This window comes from Paenibacillus sp. FSL H8-0168 (genome assembly GCF_038592955.1).
Lineage (GTDB): Bacteria > Bacillota > Bacilli > Paenibacillales > Paenibacillaceae > Paenibacillus > Paenibacillus polymyxa_B.
Map to the genome: position 1 here is coordinate 2,278,464 of NZ_CP151948.1, position 21,267 is coordinate 2,299,730.

The window sequence follows — 21,267 nt, forward strand, 5'->3', positions numbered from 1 at the left end:
CCATGGCTAAAATACGTACAGGTCGGGTTGGCGAGCAGATCAAGAAGGAGCTAAGCCAACTCATACAAACTGAATTAAAAGACCCCCGCATCGGTTTTATCACCGTAACGGGTGTCGATCTTACAAATGATTTGTCCCAAGCGAAAATATACTTGAGCGTGCTCGGGGATGAAGAACAGAAAAATTCTTCCCTGAAGGCATTGGACAAAGCGAACGGTTATCTTCGTTCTGAACTCGGCAAACGGATACGGCTGCGCCATATTCCTGAGTTGATTTTCAAAATTGACGAATCTATTGCTTACGGCAGTCGAATTGAAAAACTGCTGAGTGATATCGACAAGGATGAAAAATAAAACTTTTAGTTTGTCTGAAGGAACCATGAACTGAATGTAAAGGAGAAGGCAATGCATACCTATGAACAGGCGCTTCAACAAGCGAAGGAATTTATTCTGGAGCATGATGATTACCTGATCGTATCGCATGTACAGCCGGACGGAGACGCAGTCAGCTCCACCGTAACGGTGGGCTGGCTTCTCTCATGTCTGGGGAAGAAATTTACCATGCTGAATGAGGGGCCTATTCCCAAACGTATGGATTTTTTATGGCATGCCGATGAGATTATGGATATGAGCCAGCAACCGCCAGAACGGAAATACAACCGGATCATTTGTGTAGATTGTGCGGATTACCGTCGTGTTGGTTTGACAGAGCAGTTTTTTTCGGAAGATGCCATTATCCTGAATATTGATCATCATCCAACGAATGATGCTTATGGTACAGTTAATGTGATTAAGCCGGATGCTGCGGCAACAGCAGAAATTCTTTTTGACCTACTGAAAGAGTTTGCAGTAACCTGGGATGTCGAAATAGCTACGGCTTTATATACAGGGTTGCTAACGGATACAGGAGGTTTCCGTTACTCGAACACTTCACCGAAAGTGATGTCTACTGTGTCACAGCTACTTGCTTACGGTGTAGATGGTCCATCTTTATCCGAGAAATTGCTCGAGGAAATGACCTTTCCACAAATGAAGGTGCTAACAAAAGCATTGCAAACGCTCACGATGTCGAAGGATGGGAAAGTCGCTTGGGTCGTAGTAACCCCTGACGACATGACGGATTGTGGTGCTGTAAATGAGGACTTGGAAGGCATCGTGAATTATCCAAGAAATATTCGTGGAGTTGAAGTAGGCATTTTCTTTAAGGTTATTAATGATCAAGCGGTCAAAGCCAGCTTGAGATCGGCAGGGAATGTTGATGTAGCTGCGCTGGCTCAATCATTTGGGGGCGGTGGACATGTACGTGCAGCTGGCTGCCGGCTAGAGGGTAAGCTGGGAGATATCATTGAGACAGTTGTAGGGCGGGTGAAATCTGAGCTATGAACCCAATAAAAAAGGAACAGGCAACTTGGGAAGGCATTCTACCTGTCTATAAACCTGCTGGATTTACCTCTCATGATGTGGTGGCCAAGGCTCGCCGTTTATTAGGTATGAAGAGAATCGGACACACTGGAACGCTTGATCCGCAGGTAACCGGTGTTTTGCCCTTGTGTCTGGGACGTGCTACCCGTGTGGTGGAATACATGCAGGAGCGGCCCAAGGAATATCGGGCTACACTGCGATTAGGAATTGCCACAGATACCGAAGACCTGACTGGGAAAATCACGGAAGAGAGTGAACGTCCCGTAGAGGTGACGGAAGTGGAAGTCAAAGCGGTTCTGAAGCGTTTTGTTGGTACGATTTCCCAAGTACCTCCAATGTACTCCGCTCTAAAAGTAGACGGCAAACGTCTATATGAACTGGCTCGAGAAGGCAAAACCGTGGAGCGCAAAAGTCGTGAAGTGAGCATTTACGAGTTGGAAATGACGGGATTCGCGGAGACGGGGGTGTATGTGGATATTTCTTTTCGTGCCTTATGCTCCAAAGGTACTTATATCCGTACACTATGTGTTGATATTGGTCGTGAATTAGGATATCCTTCCACGATGGTCAAGCTGGAGCGAACCATGTCTGCGGGAATTCCTGCGGAACGATGTCTGACTTTCGAAGAAATAGAGCGTTTCGTTGCGGATGGCAGTCTTGGAGAGCGACTTATTACAACAGATCAGGCGATTGACTATATGCCTGAGCATATAGTGGCTGAAGCCAAGGTAACTGCGGCTCTGCAAGGCCAACGCCTGTCGCTGAATATGATTTCACCACCTGTGACGGACAATCAGCCCTTCCGTTTGTATAAAGAGGATAAAACGTTTTTAGGTATATATGGTCGGGATGAATCAGACGCGATCGCTCCCATTAAAGTTTTTTTACCTTGAATTGTGCTATAATTTTGACGAAGTTAGTCAAATGATGTGAAATGCAGGTGAATTAATAATGATTACCGTATCGTTATCTTATCCATTGAGTGATGAGCTTTTGCAGCAATGGGGACGTCCACAGGTCACGGCGATCGGTCAGTTTGATGGTCTTCATCTGGGACACGCAAGCGTGATACGTAAGGCCGTTGCGCTGGCTCGTGAACAGCAGGTGCCGGTATCTGTCATGACATTTCATCCTCACCCGAAGGAAGTCATGAAAAAAGGCGATTATGAAGGTTATTTAACACCGCTTGCGGACAAGCAGACTATTCTGGCTGATATGGGTGTGGACGTACTTTATATTTTGAGTTTTAACGAAGAATTTTCCAAGGTCAGCCCTGAGGCGTTTATGAGCGATGTGCTGCTTCCGTTGCACATTCGAACAGCGGTAGTAGGCTTTGATTTTCGGTTTGGCCACCGGGGAGCCGGGGATGAGGATACACTTCGGAAGCTGGGAGGAGAGCTGATGTCGGTGCACACCGTACCACCGTTCGAACTGGATGGGGACAAGGTGAGCAGCTCTGGCATTCGCCGTGCTTTACAGACTGGGGATCTAGCACATGCCTCTCACTGGTTGGGACGTCCTTATCGTATCCAGGGTACTGTAATGGATGGGGAGAAGCGCGGACGTACGATCGGTTTTCCGACCGCTAATCTCAAACTGGATGATACTTACGTGATTCCGACCAAGGGTGTATACGCTGTACGGGCACTCATAGGCGATCATTGGATAAACGGTGTAATGAATGTAGGGGTTAAGCCTACTTTTCATGAAGGTGTGCTGAATCCGTCGTTTGAGGTACATTTATTTGATTTTAATCAGCAAATTTATGGAGAGTCTGTGCTTGTGGAGCTTCACCACTATATCCGCCCTGAACGCAAATTCTCTTCGGTGGATGAGCTGATCAGCCAAATTGGCAATGACGCACAAACGGCTAAAAAGCTATTAGGCTAATTTATTTACATAAGACAGGCGCTGTGTTATACTGACTTATGTTGTGTAAACAACGATGAACCTTAGCTTGGTTGTCCGCTTTCACCGGCGGCTACGAGGCTAATGGCGATTATAATGAAGGAGGTGAACAGGATGGCATTGACTCAAGAGCGTAAACAGCAATTGATCGAGGAGTACAAAACTCATGAATCCGATACAGGATCACCAGAGGTACAAATCGCTATCCTTACTGAAAACATCGTCAACTTGCAAAGTCACTTTCGTTCGCACAAGAAAGACCATCACTCCCGCCGCGGGTTGTTGAAAATGGTCGGTCAGCGTCGTAAACTTTTGGCTTACCTGAAGAAGACTGATGTTAAACGTTACAGTGCGTTGATCGAGCGTCTCGGACTGCGTCGTTAATTTTCAGACATGTAATGAGAAAAGAAGCCTGGTTGTTCACCGCTTGTCCCTGCTAAGGCGACGGCGGACAGCAGCCGGGTTCTTTTTTGAAATGAGGAATCTTTTTTTGAATTACATATCCTGATTTGTCTGCTAGCTTCTTATGAATAAGACCTGCGCAGGAAATACTGGATATGTATAGAACTTTTACAATGAAATGAAATGGAGGGATACCATGGAGCAACGCGTAGAAATGCAGCTCGGCGGAAGAAAGCTGGTGTTGGAAACAGGACGTCTTGCGAAACAAGCCAATGCGGCAGTTAAAGTGAGCTACGGAGAAACAGTTGTGCTTTGTACCGTGACCGCTTCCCGTGAACCGAAAGATTTGGACTTTTTTCCACTGACCGTAAACTATGAGGAAAGATTGTATGCTGTGGGGAAAATTCCTGGCGGATTTATTAAACGTGAAGGACGTCCGAGTCAAAAAGCGATTTTGTCCAGCCGTTTGACAGACCGTCCAATTCGCCCATTGTTCCCGGAAGGTTTCCGGAATGATGTACAGGTGTTGAATCTGGTTATGAGTGTCGATCAGGATTGCGAACCTGAAATTGCAGCAATGATCGGAACCTCGGCAGCACTTAGCATTTCGGATGTGCCTTTTAATGGGCCAATCGGTGGAGTCGCTGTAGGACGTGTAGACGGGCAATTTGTGATTAACCCGGATATTGCACAGCAGAATGCAAGCGATCTGTACCTGGTTGTAGCCGGAACGAAAGATGCCATCATGATGGTAGAAGCCGAAGGCAATGAGATTCCAGAGGAAGTTATGCTGGAAGCTATTATGTTCGGTCATGATGAGATTAAGAACATTGTGGCAGTTATTGAACAATTGGTGCAAGTAGCAGGTAAAGAGAAAATGCAGGTTAAACTGCATGCTGTTGATGAAAAAGTGAACAGTGAAGTACGTGCTTATGCAGCTGAACGTTTAATGCAAGCTGTTAAAATTGCAGAAAAACATGCCCGTCAAGAGGCAATTGATGCAGTCAACGAAGAGACAGTTGCCCATTTTGAAGCACAATACATAGAGACACCTGAGCTTTTGAGCGACGTGAGCGAAGTTCTCTATGATATCGTTAAGGAAGAAGTACGTCGTCTGATCACGCATGATAAAGTGCGTCCTGATGGTCGTAAGCTTGACGAAATTCGTCCGATTGAAAGCGACACTAGCATTTTGCCGCGTACTCATGGTTCGGGCTTATTTACACGCGGTCAAACGCAAGCACTTAGCATTTGTACACTTGGTGCATTGGGTGATGTACAAATTTTGGACGGTATTGATCTGGAAGAAACAAAACGCTTCATGCATCATTACAATTTCCCGCCATTCAGCGTAGGTGAGGCTCGTCCTTTGCGTGCGCCAGGTCGTCGTGAAATCGGACATGGTGCTCTTGGTGAACGTGCGCTTTCCAAAGTAATTCCTTCCGAAACTGAATTTCCATACACAATCCGTCTGGTTTCCGAGGTACTGGAATCGAATGGTTCGACTTCACAAGCTAGTATTTGTGCAAGTACACTGGCTATGATGGATGCAGGTGTACCGATTAAAGCTCCGGTTGCAGGTGTAGCCATGGGATTGATCAAGGATGGAGACCATGTTTCCGTATTGACTGATATCCAAGGTATGGAAGACCACCTGGGCGATATGGACTTTAAAGTTGCTGGTACCGCGGAAGGCGTAACTGCCATTCAAATGGATATTAAAATTAACGGTATTGACCGCCAGATTTTACAGGATGCGCTCAAGCAAGCTAAAGAAGGACGTTTGTTCATTCTTAGCAAAATGATGGAAGCGATCCAGAAGCCGCGTGAGCAGTTGTCTCCGTATGCTCCAAAAATTATGACAATGCACATTAACCCGGACAAAATCCGTGATGTTATTGGGGCTGGTGGTAAAATCATCAACAAAATCATCGAAGAAACCGGCGTGAAAATCGATATTGAACAAGATGGTCGTGTGTTCATCGCTTCCACAAATCAAGAGATGAATGAAAAAGCACGTTCTATTATTGAGGGTATCGTAAAGGAAGTCGTGGTCGGTGAGATTTACATCGGTACAGTAAAACGGATTGAGAAATTCGGTGCATTTGTTGAAATTTTACCGGGCAAAGATGGTCTGGTTCATATTTCTCAACTGTCTACTGAGCGTGTAGCCAAAGTTGAAGATGTAATTGCTATTGGGGATACAATTACGGTGAAAGTAACCGAAATTGATCAACAAGGTCGTGTCAATCTGTCCCGTAAGGCTGTTCTGACTGCAGAAGCACCTGCAAAATCCTAGGTATCTGCATGTAGCAGACTAGAAAGGCAGGAGTAGCTTTTCGTATTAACAGTACAAGGGATTTGAATAGCATTGTTTAAGCTTTTGGAAAGAGGCAGAGCTACGTTTCTGGCTCTTTTTTCATACATATGCACAAGCTGCACCCAAGTGAGCTTCTAGAGCTTGCTACGTCATAGTTCTTGTCCTCGCCGCATACAATGTGGACAAACGGGCGGGGGGATGAAGGAATTATGAGTAGGGCAAAACGAGCAGTGTGGGTGGTAGCCAGTTTAGCCATCACACTCGTAATCGGGCAGTTTAGTGGGGTTCGTGACTACGCTAGTCAATTACGCAATGGAGACGTTACAGGGGTTAAAGAGCCAGAGACTGTAACCACGATGGCGATAGCAGCTTTGCCCGACAATGCGCTTATGCAGCGACTAAGAACAGAAGCAGCACGTCAGCGGCGGGAACCAGTTGATGCCAAGATCGACAGGGTATGGAAGGCTATTCCAGGCTATAACGGACTGGAGGTGGATTTGGATGCTACCTATCGCAAAGCAATTGCATCTCCGGATCGACCCATTCAATATGTTTATCGGCAATTGGCACCTAAAATACATTTAAATCAGCTTGGTAATGTTCCAATTTACAGGGGGAATCCCGAAAAGCCGATGGTATCTTTCATGATCAATGTAGCATGGGGGAATGAATTTATCCTGCCGATACTGAACACGCTGGATCAGGAAAAGGTCAAGGCTACATTTTTTCTTGATGGAAGTTGGTTGAAAAAAAATCCTGATCTCGCCAAGGAGATTCAAAAAAGAGGGCATGAGCTTTCGAACCATGCATACTCTCATCCCAATATGAGCCGTCTGAGTCGAGCCAGAGCCACACAAGAAATTGAAAAGACTCAAGTGCTTCTTCAAGAAACTTTGGGTATCAAAAATAACTGGTTTGCCCCTCCATCGGGTGATTTTAATCAGCAAACGGTGGATATAGCAGCAGAACATGGGCTCAAAACAGTGTTGTGGACATTGGACACTGTAGATTGGAGACATCCGTCACCGGAATCGGTGATTAACAAAATCAGTAGTAAGGTTGAATCAGGCTCCCTGATATTGATGCATCCAACAGATTCCTCATCGGCTGCTCTCAAAGGCATGATTCATGCTATTCGTAGTAAGGGACTTGTGCTCGGAACTGTCAGTCAGACACTTTCCCCTGATCGGCAACTACCTGCTCCGGTTGAGTGAACGTCTTTTTTCTGTTAGGATTGAACATTATGGCTAAGTATGCAATTCAGTTTAGGAGGGCCAATCGTGGAAAGAATTCAACTTAAAAACGGCCTAAGAGTGGTCATTGAAAAAATTCCAACCGTACGTTCAGTTTCTTTCGGTATCTGGGTTAAAACTGGCTCCCGGAATGAAACGCCGGACAATAGCGGTATTTCTCATTTTATCGAACACATGCTTTTCAAAGGAACAGAGCGTTTTAACGCTAAGGAAATCGCTGAGCAATTCGATGCCATCGGAGGAAATGTTAATGCTTTCACTTCGAAGGAATATACATGCTATTATGCCAAAGTATTGGATGAGCATCTACCGATCGCAGTTGATGTGCTGTCTGATATGTTTTTTAATTCCAAACTAGATCAGGAAGAATTGGCAAAAGAGAAGAATGTGATTTTGGAGGAAATCTCCATGTACGAGGATACACCGGATGATATGGTGCACGATCTTGTATCTCGCGCGGCCTATGGTGAACATCCACTGGCTTATCCGATTCTCGGAACCGAAGATCACCTGCTTGCTATGGATAGCTCACACCTCAGTCATTATATGAAGGAGCATTATACAATCGACAATACAGTTATCAGTGTGGCTGGTAATGTTGACGATCGCTTGGTAGAATTGTTGGAGCGACATTTTGGACATTTTGATAATCATGGAACCGTTTCGCCGCTGACAGTACCTGTGTTTAACGGTGAGCTGTTGTATCATGAGAAAGCAACGGAGCAAAATCATATTTGTTTATCCCTGCCTGGATTTGCAGCGGGTGACGAGCTCCAGTATGCTATGGTTTTGCTGAATAACGCGATCGGCGGCGGCATGAGTTCACGTTTGTTTCAAGAAATTCGGGAAAAGCGTGGACTGGCTTATTCGGTTTATTCCTATCATAGCTCCCATGCGGACAGTGGGTTGTTCACGATCTATGCAGGTACGGCTCCTAAGCAAACAAAGGACGTGCTGGATTTGACGCTGGAGCTTTTACGAGATGTGGCTGTCAACGGTTTGGACGCTAATGAGCTTCGTAAAGGTAAGGAACAATTAAAAGGAAGTTTGATTTTAAGCCTTGAAAGTACAGGTAGCCGGATGAATCGGCTTGGAAAAAATGAATTAATGCTCGGTCAGCATTATACGCTGGATCAAATGATCGAACATATCGAGCAAGTGACGGCAAATGATGTGAACAAAGTGCTGGATCGGATGTTCTCGGAGCCGTTTGCCCTGTCGATGGTGGGAGCGAGTGATTCAGCGGTAAAGGATATGAGGAGGGACTATTTTGTTAACTTACGTGGAAATTAACAGACTTGCGGGCAATGAAGATATTGAGCTGCCCCGCAAAATGTCAGAGCTTGCATCAGGGTTTGACTTGTATGCAGCAGTACAGGAAAATCTGGTACTGGAACCCGGCAAACGTTGCCTCGTTCCCACTGGATTTGCAATAGCTATGCCAGCGGGATTGGAGGCACAAATCCGTCCGCGAAGTGGACTGGCTCTTAAGCATGGTATTACTTGTCTCAATACACCGGGAACGATTGATGCGGATTATCGTGGGGAGATCAAGGTACTTCTTATTAATTTGGGGGAAGAATCGTTCACGATTACGCGCAATGAGCGAATTGCACAAATGGTATTTCAGGTTGTACCTGAGGTAGAGCTGAAACAAGTAGACCAATTATCTGAAACGGTGCGTGGTGCTGGAGGCTTTGGCCATACAGGACGCTGAGCTATGGTTGGTTTGCAATGTAAGCATGTCTATTTTGTAAAAGCTTCAAATTTACTTGCTTAAGAGTAAGTATGCATATAAAGGTCGCCTCATCAAGGGGCGGCTTTTTTTTGTGTTTTTTCACCCCTCTCCGGGCACTCGCATAGACTAAAAGCATATCGTGTCTCGGAAAGGAGTGATCCGGATGCTAACAGGAATACGCGTCGTTGTTTTGGGTGGCGATGCGAGGCAGCTTGAGGTAATCCGCAAATGTGTGGACATGGATGCTACCGTCAGTGTGGTCGGTTTTGACAAGCTTGAAGTACCACTCAAAGGAGTGACACTAGAACCAATGTCTGTTAAGCTGCTGGAATCGTCAGACGCACTGATTTTGCCGGTGGTGGGATGCGATGAGGAAGGCAACGTAAATGCACTTTTCGGAGCACAGAAGCTCCAGTTTCTGAATGAACATGCTGCTGCTCTTCCACCGCATTGCGTTGTATATACAGGGATGGCGCGGACGTACTTAAAAGAAATTTGTACCAGACATGAGTTAAAGCTGGTAGAGCTGCTGGAGAGAGATGATGTGGCCATATACAACTCTATACCTACGGCCGAAGGCGCACTGATGATGGCCATTCAGCATACTGATTTTACGATTCACGGTGCAGATTGTATGGTTCTAGGCATGGGACGGACTGGATTTACCATGGCAAGAGCACTACAGGGGTTGGGAGCCAGAGTGAAGGTTGGAGTACGGCGGGCAGAGGATGCAGCAAGAGCCGTGGAAATGGGTTGGGAGCCTTTTATGACAAGGGATTTGGCGCATGAGACAAAGGGAGTTGACTTGATTTTTAATACGATACCCTCTATGATTATCACAGCGCAAATCCTGTCTAAATTGCCATTGAGCACCGTGATTATAGATCTTGCTTCCGCCCCAGGCGGATGTGATTTCCGTTATGCGGAAAAGCGTGGAATCAAGGCTATGCTTGCCCCTGGTCTTCCCGGTATAGTTGCTCCCAAAACTGCTGGTGCCATTATAGCGAATACGCTGGTGCAGTTGTTAATGGAAGATAATCCTGATCGGGGGGATGCACAATGAGTTGGCAAGGGAAAACAGTAGGTTATGCAATTACAGGCTCACATTGCACATTTGAAGAGGTAATGCCTGTTATACAGCGCTTTGTTGATGAGGGTGCGAAGGTCGTTCCTATTATATCCAATACAGTACTAACAACGGATACTCGCTTTGGTACTTCGCAAAGTTGGCAAAAACAGTTGAAAGATATAACAGGGAATGATATCATTTCTACAATTGTGGAGGCTGAGCCACTGGGTCCCTCCCAAATACTCGATGTGCTGGTGATTGCACCTTTGACGGGGAATTCGATGAGTAAGTTAGCGAATGCAATGACAGACAGCCCAGTTTTGATGGCTGCCAAGGCGCAATTGCGCAACGGTCGTCCACTTCTTTTAGCTATATCTACTAATGATGGACTGGGTCTAAATGCTGCCAATATCGCCAAATTACTCGTAGCCAAAAATATCTTTTTTGTGCCGTTCGGACAGGACAATCCAGTTAAAAAGCCGAACTCGCTTGTAGCTAACATGGAGTTGATCCCGGAGGCTGCTTATGAAGCATTGCAGGGCAAACAGCTTCAGCCGATGATTGTGGAACGCAAGACCCCATGAAGTATTATAGTTAACTGCTGAGCATCCCTCGCCTAGAAGATGATTCGATATTGTATCGGGTCTAATTTCTTGTTGGCGGTGGATGCTTTCAGAATAAAAAATGGTTTTTTAGTCGAGAAGGGGAGATACACCAGATGAGCAATAGAAAGTTTAATGTAGCTGTCGTTGGAGCGACAGGCGCTGTAGGAGAACAGATCGTAAATCTGCTGGAAAAACGGGATTTTCCTGTGGACAAAATCAAATTTCTTTCTTCGCCTCGTTCTGCCGGCACGTTAATTAGCTTTAAAGGTCAGCAAATTCCAGTAGAGATTGCTACCCCCGACAGCTTTGAAGGAATCGACATTGCTTTGTTTAGTGCAGGTGGAGACGTAAGTAAGGAATTGGCGCCGCATGCTGTTCGTCATGGGGCAGTTTGCATTGACAACACCAACGCATTCCGAATGGATCCGACAGCTCCTCTTGTAGTGCCTGAGGTGAACAGCGACAAAATTGCCGAGCATCAAGGAATTATTGCGAACCCGAACTGCTCCACCATTCAGATGGTAGCTGCTTTGAAACCATTATATGATCAGTATGGCATTTCTCGTATCATTGTATCCACATACCAGGCCGTTTCCGGCGCTGGAAGCCGAGCTATTGATGAATTGAATCGTCAAAGCGTAGCGATTCTGAACGGTGATGAAGTCCAGCCTGATCTGTTGCCAGTAGGCTCGTTGCCAGTAAAGCATCAGATTGCTTTTAATGCTATCCCGCAAATCGATAAATTCCAGGACAATGGTTATACACTGGAAGAAATGAAAATGGTACGTGAAACGAAAAAAATACTGGGTGACGAATCTGTGGACGTAACAGCAACGTGTGTGCGTATTCCTGTTGTATACGGTCACTCGGAATCTGTATATGTAGAACTTAAAAAAGATTATGATTTAGAAGAAATCCGCAATCTGCTGGCTTCGGCACCGGGAGTAACGCTGGTGGACGATCCTGCTGCTCAGCTTTATCCACTGGCATCTGATGCTGCAGGAAAACCTGACGTATTTGTGGGTCGTGTACGCCGTGATTTGGGCAATAGCCGTGGATTGAATTTGTGGGTCGTATCCGACAACCTGCTCAAAGGAGCAGCATGGAACGCGGTGCAAATCGCGGAAATTATTGCTGCAAACGCGGAGTAACGTTCCGATATGGGGGAAGAATAATGGGTATTTTGGTGCAGAAATTTGGGGGAACCTCGCTGTCCACACCTGAAGCACGTCAACTTGTGCTGGCACATGTGAAGCGGGAGTTGGAACAAAATCTTCAATTGGTTGTTGTTGTGTCGGCCATGGGGAGAAAAGGAGAGCCTTATGCCACCGACACGCTGCTGGATTGGGCGGCGTCTAACGGCGACAGTCTTCCGAAGCGCGAACGGGATTTACTGCTGTGCTGTGGTGAAATCATTTCTGCTGCTACATTATGCAGCCTGATGGAGAAGGAAGATATTCCTGCTACGGTGCTAACTGGGGCACAGGCGGGCTTTATTACGGATGATCAATACGGCAATGCTCGTATTTTGGATATAAAGCCAGACCGTGTTGTTAAAGAGTTGAACCAAGGCAGAGTTGTCATTGTGACAGGTTTTCAGGGACAAACAGCAGACGGTGATATGACTACCTTGGGTCGGGGAGGCAGCGATACGTCAGCTACTGCTCTGGGTGCTGCTCTACATGCGGATATGGTTGATATTTATACGGATGTGAATGGTATATTGACTGCCGATCCGCGCATTGTGGAAAACGCAAAGCCACTTACACATGTTAGCTATACGGAGATTTGTAATATGGCTCATCAGGGAGCAAAGGTTATCCATCCTCGTGCTGTTGAAATCGCCATGCAGGCTAATATCCCGGTCCGTGTTCGCTCTACCTTCTCCGAAGGAGAAGGTACGTTAGTTACCCACCCGGAAGGCTTTAAAGACGTGCAGGCAGACATCGTAGACCGTTTCGTGACCGGTATTGCGTATGTCGGCAATGTCACTCAGATTAATGTTGAGTTAAAGCCGGGTTTGGAGCACTTGCAATTACAAGTATTCAAATCTATGGCTGAACATGGAATTAGCGTTGACTTTATTAACGTAACGCCATCGGGGGCAGTTTATACTGTGTTCGATCATGATGGAAGCAAAGCGGTTGAAGTATTGAACGGTTTGGGTCTAGAACCTAAGATACTGGCCGGGTGTGCTAAAGTTTCTGTCATAGGTGGTGGTATCAACGGGGTACCGGGCATTATGGCGACGATTGTGGAGGCATTGGCAGATTCAGACGTACAGATCCTTCAATCCGCAGATTCCAACACGACGATCTGGGTACTTGTTAAAAAAGAAGATATGGTGCAGGCTGTACGCGCATTGCATAATAAATTTGAACTCCATCAATAGGCGCAGTGTCCGTGCTCGGACTTGCAAAAAGGAGGCAGCATGGTGAACTTCGGCAGATTGATTACCGCAATGGTGACACCTTTTGATCAGCAAGGAGAGATTGACTGGACTGCATTGTCCTCGTTGATTGATTACTTAATAGAAGAACAGCACTCAGAGTCACTTGTTGTATCTGGAACAACAGGGGAGTCTCCTACCCTGAGCGATGATGAAAAAATCAAGTTGTTTGCATTTGTTGTAGAAAAAGCAGCTGGACGATGTAAAATTATTGCCGGGACTGGAAGCAACAATACGCGTCACTCCATTCATCTGACCCGTGCCGCGGAGCAGGCAGGAGCAGATGGTGTTCTACTGGTAGTGCCATATTATAATAAACCGAATCAGGAAGGGATGTATCAGCATTTCGAAAGTATTGCGAACTCCACATCCCTCCCAGCTATACTGTATAATGTTCCAAGTCGTACTGGAGCGAGTCTAACAGCTGAAACAACACTGCGCCTTGCACAAATTCCGAATATTGTGGGAACTAAAGAATGTGCATCACTTGCGCAGGTCACACAGATTGCAGCGGCAGCGCCAGAAGGTTTTCTGGTTTATTCCGGGGATGATGCTTCTGGGTTGCCTGCTATGGCTGTAGGTGCTTATGGTATTATCAGCGTAGCGAGTCATGTGGTAGGTGCTGAAATGAAGCAGATGATCGATTCACTTGTAGGAGGACACTCGCAGGAGGCAGCAAAGTTGCATCAGCAGTTGTTCCCTATTTTCAAGGGCTTGTTTGGCTGTCCTCATCCTCTGCCTAATCCGGTGGCAGTAAAATATGCATTGGAATTACGGGGGGTTAAGGTAGGTTCGGTTCGGTTGCCGCTCATTCCTCCAACTGAGGATGAAGCGGAATTTATTAAGAAATTATTTACCCGCTAAAGAGAAATAGGAATGTAAGATGTTAATTAATACTAAGGAGTATCCTTGTTAAGGGCAGTCGGTAGGTACAAAACCGATAGGGCTTATTGTCTGACAAGGTTTCCAGCGTGAAGGGCGTTCTTACAGGACGCCCTTTTTGCTGTGCTTTTAACCATGTATGTAGACAAAATGACAGATACTAATGGTTTCAGACGGCAATGGGAAACCTAGCGTAACGAACAGGATGACTTGTTTTTTCGTATTTTAATCATGTATAATGGGGTCAAGTGACTGGGTGCGGTATTTTTTTGAAAATTAAATAAACAAATCAAGGTACGACGTCCAACTACCATAGGAGGTTTAGATTCATTTGTCTAAAAAAACAAACAACGATAAATTGATGATTTTCGCTTTGGGCGGCGTCGGTGAAATCGGGAAAAATATGTATGTCGTTCAATACGGCAATGACATTGTCGTGGTGGATTCCGGTTTGAAATTCCCGGAAGAGGACATGCTGGGCATTGATATCGTTATTCCTGATATTTCCTACCTTACAGAGAACCGCGACAAAGTAAGAGGCATTGTGCTGACTCATGGTCACGAGGACCATATCGGCGGTTTGCCTTACGTGTTGAAACATTTGAATGTACCAGTATATGGTACCAAATTGACGCTGGGATTGGTGGAAAACAAGCTGAAGGAAGCGAATCTGCTTGGTGAAACCAAACGTATTTTGATCAATGCTGATTCTGAAATCAAGCTGGGTTCCACACTGAAAGCAACATTCTTCAGAACCAACCATAGTATTCCAGATTCTGTAGGTGTATGTATTGATACTCCTGAAGGCGCTGTTGTTCATACAGGTGACTTCAAATTTGACCATACTCCGGTCAACGGACAATATGCAGATTTGCAGCGTATGGCTGAAATTGGCACACGTGGCGTACTGGCTCTTTTGTCAGACAGTACAAATGCCGAGAAACCGGGCTTTACACCTTCGGAAAAGAGCGTTGGTATTGTCCTGGAAGACATTTTCCGCAAGTCGAGACAGCGTGTGGTCGTAGCCACTTTTGCTTCTAACGTACATCGTATTCAACAGGTAATTAATGCTGCTGAAGCAACGGGACGTAAAGTAACAGTTATTGGTCGAAGCATGGTTAATGTCGTAGGTATTGCTTCGGACTTGGGCTATTTGGAAATTCCAGATGGAATGCTGATTGAGCCTGAAGAAGTTGGCAAAATGTCAGCGGATCGTGTAGTTATTCTCTGCACAGGCAGTCAGGGTGAACCGATGTCAGCTTTGACAAGAATGGCTCGTTCCACACATCGAAAGGTTGACATTCTTCCAGGGGATTCAGTCATCATCGCAGCTACTCCAGTACCAGGTAATGAAAAATACGTTGGACGCACAATTGACGAGCTGTTCCGTCTGGGTGCCAATGTATATTACAGCGCAGCTAATCCAGGTATCCACGTTTCTGGACACGGAAGCCAGGAAGAACTCAAGCTGATGCTGAATCTGATGAAACCAAAGTTCTTCTTGCCAATTCATGGTGAGTTCAGAATGCAACGTCGTCACGCTCTTCTTGCTGAAGGCGTAGGTATTGAGCCTGAAAATATCTTTATCACGGATATCGGTGAAGTCATTGAAATTCAGAATGGTGGAGCACGCAGAGCTGGTAAAGTTACAGCAGGTAACGTACTGATCGATGGACTAGGCGTAGGGGATGTAGGAAATATCGTATTGCGCGACCGCAAATTGCTGTCACAGGACGGTATTTTGGTGGTTGTTGTTACGCTGAGCAAGCAAGACGGAACGATTAAATCGGGACCAGATATCATTTCCCGAGGTTTCGTATATGTCCGTGAATCGGAAGGTTTGCTGGATGAAGCGAATCGTATTGTCTCAAGTACACTGCATAAGCTCATGAGTGAAAATGTAAATGAATGGGCTTCCCTCAAGACAAACGTCAAGGATGCACTAGGTCGCTTCTTGTATGAGCAAACTCGTCGGAGACCGATGATCCTGCCAATTATAATGGAAGTGTGATTCAATTGAAATTTGTTCAAAAACCTGAATTAAAAACTTAAGTCACAGGCACACAGTCGCCTCTCTTCCCGCAGGAAATATTGGACGGTTTCCGCGGGAGGAGAGGCTTTTTTGATTTCCCGAGACAAGGAAAATCATGGGGTCGGGTATAAAATATTCCATTTACATCCCATACTATAGGGTGAATACGGGTCATATAGATGCGTAAAGCGAAAGGAAGATCACCCATATGGAACAATACAGCAATCTAACATCTGGCAACGAGGAAACGGAAGCGCCAGATCAACCAGAAATTGGGCAAAGACCCGCTTTGCCTGCTATGGAGGCTTTGCAGCAGCTGGGTCAAACCTCCATGCCTGGAGGCGAGTCCAATATTTTTTGCATGACGATTATCGGTCAGATTGAAGGGCATCTCATTTTACCGCCTCAAAACAAAACGACAAAATATGAGCACATTATTCCCCAGTTGGTAGCGGCAGAACAAAATCCTCGTATCGAAGGATTAATGATTTTGCTGAATACAGTTGGTGGTGATGTAGAGGCAGGACTGGCTATTGCTGAAATGATCGCATCGATGAGTAAACCAACGGTGACCATTGTCATAGGTGGGGGGCATAGCATCGGTGTGCCTATTGCTGTGTCTTCCACTTATTCCTACATTGCGGAGAGTGCGACGATGACCATTCATCCCATTCGTATGAACGGTCTGGTCATTGGAGTACCACAAACTTTTGAATACATGGAAAAAATGCAGGAACGTGTTGTACGCTTCGTCGTTTCTCATTCTCGTATTACAGAAGAGCAGTTTAAGGAACTGATGTTTAAAACCGGTGAGTTAAACCGCGATATTGGTACAGCGGTTGGGGGAGCCGATGCAGTGAAGTATGGATTGATGGACGCGGTTGGAGGCATCGGAGAGGCTTTAAAACAGCTGAACACCATTATTGAAACGCGGCGTCAGCAAAACGGGATCGCTGGGATTCAACAGCAGGCTCCGTATGCTCCTTTTTCTCCTAGTGCCACAGGAACTCCTACAGAGACACTGTCAGGGGAGCCTAGTGGGGAGCTACCACAATGACACTATATACTGTAATGCCAATGGAAATGGTATGGCAAGGGATGTGGAAAGAGGCTGAGGAGTTTGCAGAGGTTCGGGTAGACGGTCTACTTATGCAAGTACAGCCGCTTGAAACTCGTCGGGGGATCATTGTACGGTTGTTGGACTGTCCACTGGAAGCCTACCTGAATCCGCGTTATGGACCAGGTCAAGTCATCGAGTGGTCGTAGAAGGTGTCGAATAGTTTAGAAATAGGTCATTTACTGTTGAAAAAGAACATATGTGCGGATACCGGGTGACGTGGTATAATATTCTTCTGGGGGGTGACCTTGTATGTCCAGAAGAAGAAAAAGAAAAAAGAAAGCCGCATTTGGCGGAGTTCTAAAATTTGAAATTTACGGCATTGTGCTGATTACATTAGCGGTCATTGCGTTGTCGGGTGAAGCGGCCGTTGGTCGGTCGCTATCCAAGATGTTTGGGCTCGTACTGGGGAAATTCTATTTTGTTATCCCTCTCATTGGCATTTATTATGGTCTGATGGTGATGATTCACCGCAAGTGGCCGAACCAGTGGAACTCGCGTAAAACGGGTTTGCTCCTGTTGGTATTTGCCTTTACACTTATGAGTTCTATTTCATCTATGGAGCAGCGTTTGGGGCCCATCAACGCGCTTCAGCCGGGCGGAGTGATGACCCAGATACATATAGATATGCGTGAGCAGTTGCTATCGCCTGACCAGCAGGGCCATACCTCAATGCTGAACAAGGATATCAGCGGGGGTTACGTAGGCGCATTGCAGCTTACTGTTCTGTTATGGCTGTTTGGTCTCACGGGAGCTAAACTGATCATGATTGTTATGTTCGTCATTTGTTTCATGCTGATGACCCAACTGTCCTATGTGGATTTGGTGCGGATTGTAAAGACCAAGCTGCTGACAGCCGGGGGAAGCGTGCGCAAAAAATGGACTGGTAAAGCTACTCCGCTTTCAGCATCAAGCAAAGGCAGTGGAAATAGAAAAATCAGGTCTGAGCCCATTCCTGCCTATGAGGAAGACATGGATGATGACTTTGACGAAATGCAGCCTCCTGCACGTAAACAGCCGATTTTCTTTCAGTTGTTTGGTCTCAAAAATTCAGATAAAGCGGACAAGGATGAGCATTCCGTCGATACGGATGAGGATGATCATGATCTTCCATATGAAGCTGAGGACGCGCAGGCCCAGTGGAGAAACGGCAACCAGAGTGAAGAGATGTCTGACGTAGTCGAACACGCTGAGCAGGAAGCTGCAACTCCGGTAAAAAGGTCGCCGATTATTAGGGATTTCTTCGAACAAGTAAAGCATGAGGAAAGAAGACCGGAAGCTGAATTTGGAGAGTCCCTGACAGGGGCAGAGCAGACAACTTCCATTATTGACGAATCCCTGGATGATGACTTTGTGGATGCCAGTGCAAATACGGATATGGATGATTCGACAGCGATCCAGGGGACATTAGAAGGTGCTCAGGGACAAGCTCAGACGATTGCAACTGGGGTGGCAGGCGAAGAGGCTGAAGGTAACCATACAGCTATTCCGGCTCCGCCGCCGCCTAAACCGTACAAGCTCCCATCATTTCGTTTACTTGCTAAACCACAAAACGCAGGCAAAGGTATGGGACAAAAGGATTACATGCAAACGGCACGCAAGCTGGAGGCAACGCTGGAAAGCTTCGGTGTGCGGGCGAAGGTGCTGGAGGTCGTCCGTGGCCCTGCCGTAACGCGTTATGAAATTCAGCCGGACATTGGAGTAAAGGTCAGCCGCATTGTGAGTCTGACGGATGACATTGCGCTTGCGCTTGCTGCCAAAGATATCCGTATGGAGGCTCCGATTCCTGGCAAATCTGCTATCGGAATTGAGGTTCCGAATAATGAAGTTTCCATTGTAACGATGCGTGAGGTAATGGAGACAACCGTTTTTCAGGAGTCAGCTTCCAATTTATCTATTGCATTCGGACGTGATATCGCAGGACAGACGATTGTCGGTAATTTGGCCAAGATGCCCCATCTGCTTGTAGCTGGGGCAACAGGTTCGGGTAAATCAGTGTGTATCAATGGGATCATTACGAGTATTTTGTACAAAGCAAAGCCGGATGAGGTCAAATTTTTGATGGTCGATCCTAAAATGGTGGAGTTGAACGTGTACAACGGAATCCCTCATTTGTTGGCTCCGGTCGTGACTGATCCAAAGCGAGCCTCACTTGCATTAAAGAAAATTGTAGTTGAAATGGAAAAAAGATATGAGTTATTTTCCAAATCAGGAACCCGTAATATTGAGGGCTATAATAATCTGATGAAAGATAACCCGGATGCATTTCTGCCTTACATCGTCGTTATTGTGGACGAGTTGGCAGATTTAATGATGGTAGCTGCGGGAGATGTGGAGGATGCGATTGCACGACTTGCCCAAATGGCGCGTGCAGCAGGCATCCACCTTATCATTGCAACGCAAAGACCTTCGGTTGACGTAATTACCGGGGTGATTAAAGCCAATATTCCTTCACGTATTGCCTTCGGCGTTTCCTCGCAGGTAGACTCCCGTACCATATTGGACATGGGTGGAGCCGAGAAGCTACTCGGACGTGGTGATATGCTGTTCATGCCAATGGGTGCTTCCAAACCAGTCCGCGTTCAGGGAGCATTCATGAGCGATCAAGAAGTCGAAAATATTGTTAGCTACGTACGTGAACAGGGTGAAGCGCAGTATGATGAAACGCTAGTGCCGGAGGTGGAAGAGGTATCTGCTGATGCAGATGAAATGCTGGATGAGCTGTACGATCAGGCTGTCAACATCATTTTAGAGGCTAAACAAGCTTCCGTTTCGCTCCTTCAGCGCCGTATGCGGATCGGTTATACACGTGCTGCTCGACTGATTGACTCCATGGAAGCTCGCGGAGTCATCGGCCCTTACGAGGGCAGCAAGCCCCGTGAGGTCCTTATCTCAATGGAGCAATATCAGCAAAATAAAGTAAGTTCCTAAGCATGATCTCTATCCAGCACTACATTAAAACGCTGTTTGTTCGCATGGTGGTTGTTCTAATATGACAACTCCAAGTGCACAAACAGTGTTTTTTTGTGATGTTTTTTGAGGTGTGGCGACTACCTGCTGAAAGAAGATTAAAAGGGTGAATAGCTTTAAGCGGAGCTTGTCATAATAAACGTAGCCATCCTGTTAATCCCACAAAAGAAAGGTAGAGCGCAGCATATGAAAAAGACAATGGTCTGGATTTGCACGGGTATCCTCGCAGCCTCGGCTATTACGTACACAGGACTTTTTAAAAGTGACTCTGCACAGCAGCAAGCAGAGCCGCTGAGCACACAGCAGAAAGTACAAGCGGCGCAACCTTCCCAGCCGACATTCAGCTCGGGAGCGGTTGATTTTGGATCTTACGGTCAGGATGTATATGAGTTGCAATCACGTTTGAAGTTGCTGGGCTTTTTTGGCGGGAAAGTGGACAGCCATTTTGGCAGCAGTACACTAAAAGCTGTTAAGGGTTTTCAAAAGGAATTTGGCATCCGTCCTGATGGAGTGGTCGGAGCAAAGACGAAATTAAAGCTGGTGAATGCTACTCCTAACTGGAAGCCAACGGAAACTCCTATGCATCGTAACAATCAAGGTTCCGCTCAGGGACAGACAGCGGACAATAACGATAAAGCAGATCAAAATGATGAAACGATGGGATCGGCCAACACCATGGGACTATCTGAAAACGATCTTAAAATTATGGCCAACGCGGTCTACGGTGAATCCCGCGGCGAGCCGTTTGAAGGCCAAGTTGCCGTCGCGGCTGTTATTTTGAACAGGGTCAAGTCACCTAGCTTTCCCAACTCACCATCTGGAGTGATCTTTCAACCAGGAGCTTTCACAGCTGTAGCAGACGGTCAAATCTGGCTAACACCGAATGAGACTGCACAAAAGGCGGTACGCCAAGCCCTAAACGGCTGGGACCCAAGCGGAGGATGTCTTTATTATTTTAACCCAAAAACAGCCACCTCCAAATGGATTTGGTCCCGTCCGCAGGTGAAAACCATCGGGGAGCATATTTTCTGCATGTAAAACGCCGAAGCAGCCGGGAGCTTGTCTCCGGTTGCTTCTTGGCTTTTGCATGGTTAGAATAAA

Annotated in this window: 19 protein-coding genes; all 19 read left to right on the forward strand. The window is 46.3% G+C overall.

What is annotated here, in order from left to right:
• The first annotated feature begins 2 nt into the window (after nt 1-2).
• On the forward strand, nt 3-353 hold the full coding sequence (gene rbfA / locus MHI21_RS10755; RefSeq protein WP_010346342.1) for a 30S ribosome-binding factor RbfA: 351 nt from the start codon (nt 3-5) through the stop codon (nt 351-353).
• Nucleotides 354-404: 51 nt separating this feature from the next.
• Nucleotides 405-1,382: a bifunctional oligoribonuclease/PAP phosphatase NrnA gene (locus MHI21_RS10760; RefSeq protein WP_342419979.1), complete on the forward strand. Its 978-nt coding sequence runs from the start codon at nt 405-407 to the stop codon at nt 1,380-1,382.
• Nucleotides 1,379-2,314 carry a tRNA pseudouridine(55) synthase TruB gene (truB, locus tag MHI21_RS10765; RefSeq protein ID WP_322159326.1) on the forward strand — a complete coding sequence of 312 codons (936 nt, stop codon included), beginning with the start codon at nt 1,379-1,381 and terminating at the stop codon, nt 2,312-2,314. The genes MHI21_RS10760 and truB overlap by 4 nt, the downstream gene beginning before the upstream one ends.
• Nucleotides 2,315-2,372: 58 nt before the next feature.
• Nucleotides 2,373-3,311 (forward strand): bifunctional riboflavin kinase/FAD synthetase, encoded by a 939-nt coding sequence (locus tag MHI21_RS10770; protein WP_342419980.1) that lies wholly within the window; start codon nt 2,373-2,375, stop codon nt 3,309-3,311.
• 132 nt (nt 3,312-3,443) lie between these two features.
• Nucleotides 3,444-3,713, forward strand: coding sequence for a 30S ribosomal protein S15 (gene rpsO / locus MHI21_RS10775; RefSeq protein WP_007430074.1), 270 nt, complete (start codon nt 3,444-3,446; stop codon nt 3,711-3,713).
• Nucleotides 3,714-3,927: 214 nt separating this feature from the next.
• Nucleotides 3,928-6,030 carry a polyribonucleotide nucleotidyltransferase gene (gene pnp, locus MHI21_RS10780; protein ID WP_250261597.1) on the forward strand — a complete coding sequence of 701 codons (2,103 nt, stop codon included), beginning with the start codon at nt 3,928-3,930 and terminating at the stop codon, nt 6,028-6,030.
• 230 nt (nt 6,031-6,260) lie between these two features.
• Nucleotides 6,261-7,265, forward strand: coding sequence for a polysaccharide deacetylase family protein (locus MHI21_RS10785; protein ID WP_342419981.1), 1,005 nt, complete (start codon nt 6,261-6,263; stop codon nt 7,263-7,265).
• 66 nt (nt 7,266-7,331) lie between these two features.
• Nucleotides 7,332-8,597, forward strand: a complete 1,266-nt coding sequence (locus tag MHI21_RS10790) for a pitrilysin family protein (RefSeq protein WP_061829434.1) — start codon at nt 7,332-7,334, stop codon at nt 8,595-8,597.
• Nucleotides 8,575-9,021, forward strand: coding sequence for a dUTP diphosphatase (gene dut, locus MHI21_RS10795; protein WP_013309936.1), 447 nt, complete (start codon nt 8,575-8,577; stop codon nt 9,019-9,021). Before MHI21_RS10790 ends, dut begins: the two co-directional genes overlap by 23 nt.
• A 184-nt stretch (nt 9,022-9,205) precedes the next feature.
• Complete coding sequence (gene dpsA / locus MHI21_RS10800) at nt 9,206-10,105, forward strand: dipicolinate synthase subunit DpsA (RefSeq protein WP_250261595.1); 900 nt, start codon at nt 9,206-9,208, stop codon at nt 10,103-10,105.
• A complete protein-coding gene (locus tag MHI21_RS10805; RefSeq protein WP_029517031.1) occupies nt 10,102-10,695 on the forward strand; it encodes a dipicolinate synthase subunit B in 594 nt (197 codons plus the stop codon). Before dpsA ends, MHI21_RS10805 begins: the two co-directional genes overlap by 4 nt.
• Nucleotides 10,696-10,829: 134 nt before the next feature.
• On the forward strand, nt 10,830-11,867 hold the full coding sequence (locus MHI21_RS10810) for an aspartate-semialdehyde dehydrogenase (RefSeq protein ID WP_341161699.1): 1,038 nt from the start codon (nt 10,830-10,832) through the stop codon (nt 11,865-11,867).
• A gap of 23 nt (nt 11,868-11,890) precedes the next feature.
• Nucleotides 11,891-13,108 (forward strand): aspartate kinase, encoded by a 1,218-nt coding sequence (dapG, locus tag MHI21_RS10815; protein ID WP_342419982.1) that lies wholly within the window; start codon nt 11,891-11,893, stop codon nt 13,106-13,108.
• A gap of 39 nt (nt 13,109-13,147) precedes the next feature.
• Nucleotides 13,148-14,029, forward strand: coding sequence for a 4-hydroxy-tetrahydrodipicolinate synthase (gene dapA, locus MHI21_RS10820; RefSeq protein ID WP_342419983.1), 882 nt, complete (start codon nt 13,148-13,150; stop codon nt 14,027-14,029).
• Nucleotides 14,030-14,378: 349 nt separating this feature from the next.
• Complete coding sequence (locus tag MHI21_RS10825) at nt 14,379-16,058, forward strand: ribonuclease J (protein ID WP_013309942.1); 1,680 nt, start codon at nt 14,379-14,381, stop codon at nt 16,056-16,058.
• 229 nt (nt 16,059-16,287) lie between these two features.
• Nucleotides 16,288-17,136 (forward strand): ATP-dependent Clp protease proteolytic subunit, encoded by an 849-nt coding sequence (locus tag MHI21_RS10830; RefSeq protein WP_165175612.1) that lies wholly within the window; start codon nt 16,288-16,290, stop codon nt 17,134-17,136.
• On the forward strand, nt 17,133-17,345 hold the full coding sequence (locus MHI21_RS10835) for a YlzJ-like family protein (RefSeq protein ID WP_165175610.1): 213 nt from the start codon (nt 17,133-17,135) through the stop codon (nt 17,343-17,345). Before MHI21_RS10830 ends, MHI21_RS10835 begins: the two co-directional genes overlap by 4 nt.
• A gap of 103 nt (nt 17,346-17,448) precedes the next feature.
• The gene (locus MHI21_RS10840) at nt 17,449-20,127 is read left to right on the forward strand and encodes a DNA translocase FtsK (protein ID WP_165175608.1); all 2,679 of its coding nucleotides are present in this window, start codon (nt 17,449-17,451) and stop codon (nt 20,125-20,127) included.
• A 225-nt stretch (nt 20,128-20,352) separates the two neighbouring features.
• A complete protein-coding gene (gene sleB / locus MHI21_RS10845) occupies nt 20,353-21,204 on the forward strand; it encodes a spore cortex-lytic enzyme (RefSeq protein ID WP_103047848.1) in 852 nt (283 codons plus the stop codon).
• Nucleotides 21,205-21,267 lie beyond the last annotated feature (63 nt).

What these genes read in the sequence shown, in the direction of transcription:
- MHI21_RS10810 (WP_341161699.1), top strand. Translation starts at nt 10,830, where the DNA reads ATGAGCAATAGAAAGTTTAATGTAGCTGTCGTTGGAGCGACAGGCGCT.
- truB (WP_322159326.1), top strand. Translation starts at nt 1,379, where the DNA reads ATGAACCCAATAAAAAAGGAACAGGCAACTTGGGAAGGCATTCTACCT.
- MHI21_RS10785 (WP_342419981.1), top strand. Translation starts at nt 6,261, where the DNA reads ATGAGTAGGGCAAAACGAGCAGTGTGGGTGGTAGCCAGTTTAGCCATC.
- rpsO (WP_007430074.1), top strand. Translation starts at nt 3,444, where the DNA reads ATGGCATTGACTCAAGAGCGTAAACAGCAATTGATCGAGGAGTACAAA.
- sleB (WP_103047848.1), top strand. Translation starts at nt 20,353, where the DNA reads ATGAAAAAGACAATGGTCTGGATTTGCACGGGTATCCTCGCAGCCTCG.
- MHI21_RS10805 (WP_029517031.1), top strand. Translation starts at nt 10,102, where the DNA reads ATGAGTTGGCAAGGGAAAACAGTAGGTTATGCAATTACAGGCTCACAT.
- rbfA (WP_010346342.1), top strand. Translation starts at nt 3, where the DNA reads ATGGCTAAAATACGTACAGGTCGGGTTGGCGAGCAGATCAAGAAGGAG.
- MHI21_RS10835 (WP_165175610.1), top strand. Translation starts at nt 17,133, where the DNA reads ATGACACTATATACTGTAATGCCAATGGAAATGGTATGGCAAGGGATG.
- MHI21_RS10770 (WP_342419980.1), top strand. Translation starts at nt 2,373, where the DNA reads ATGATTACCGTATCGTTATCTTATCCATTGAGTGATGAGCTTTTGCAG.
- dapA (WP_342419983.1), top strand. Translation starts at nt 13,148, where the DNA reads ATGGTGAACTTCGGCAGATTGATTACCGCAATGGTGACACCTTTTGAT.
- MHI21_RS10840 (WP_165175608.1), top strand. Translation starts at nt 17,449, where the DNA reads ATGTCCAGAAGAAGAAAAAGAAAAAAGAAAGCCGCATTTGGCGGAGTT.
- dpsA (WP_250261595.1), top strand. Translation starts at nt 9,206, where the DNA reads ATGCTAACAGGAATACGCGTCGTTGTTTTGGGTGGCGATGCGAGGCAG.
- MHI21_RS10760 (WP_342419979.1), top strand. Translation starts at nt 405, where the DNA reads ATGCATACCTATGAACAGGCGCTTCAACAAGCGAAGGAATTTATTCTG.
- pnp (WP_250261597.1), top strand. Translation starts at nt 3,928, where the DNA reads ATGGAGCAACGCGTAGAAATGCAGCTCGGCGGAAGAAAGCTGGTGTTG.
- dapG (WP_342419982.1), top strand. Translation starts at nt 11,891, where the DNA reads ATGGGTATTTTGGTGCAGAAATTTGGGGGAACCTCGCTGTCCACACCT.
- MHI21_RS10830 (WP_165175612.1), top strand. Translation starts at nt 16,288, where the DNA reads ATGGAACAATACAGCAATCTAACATCTGGCAACGAGGAAACGGAAGCG.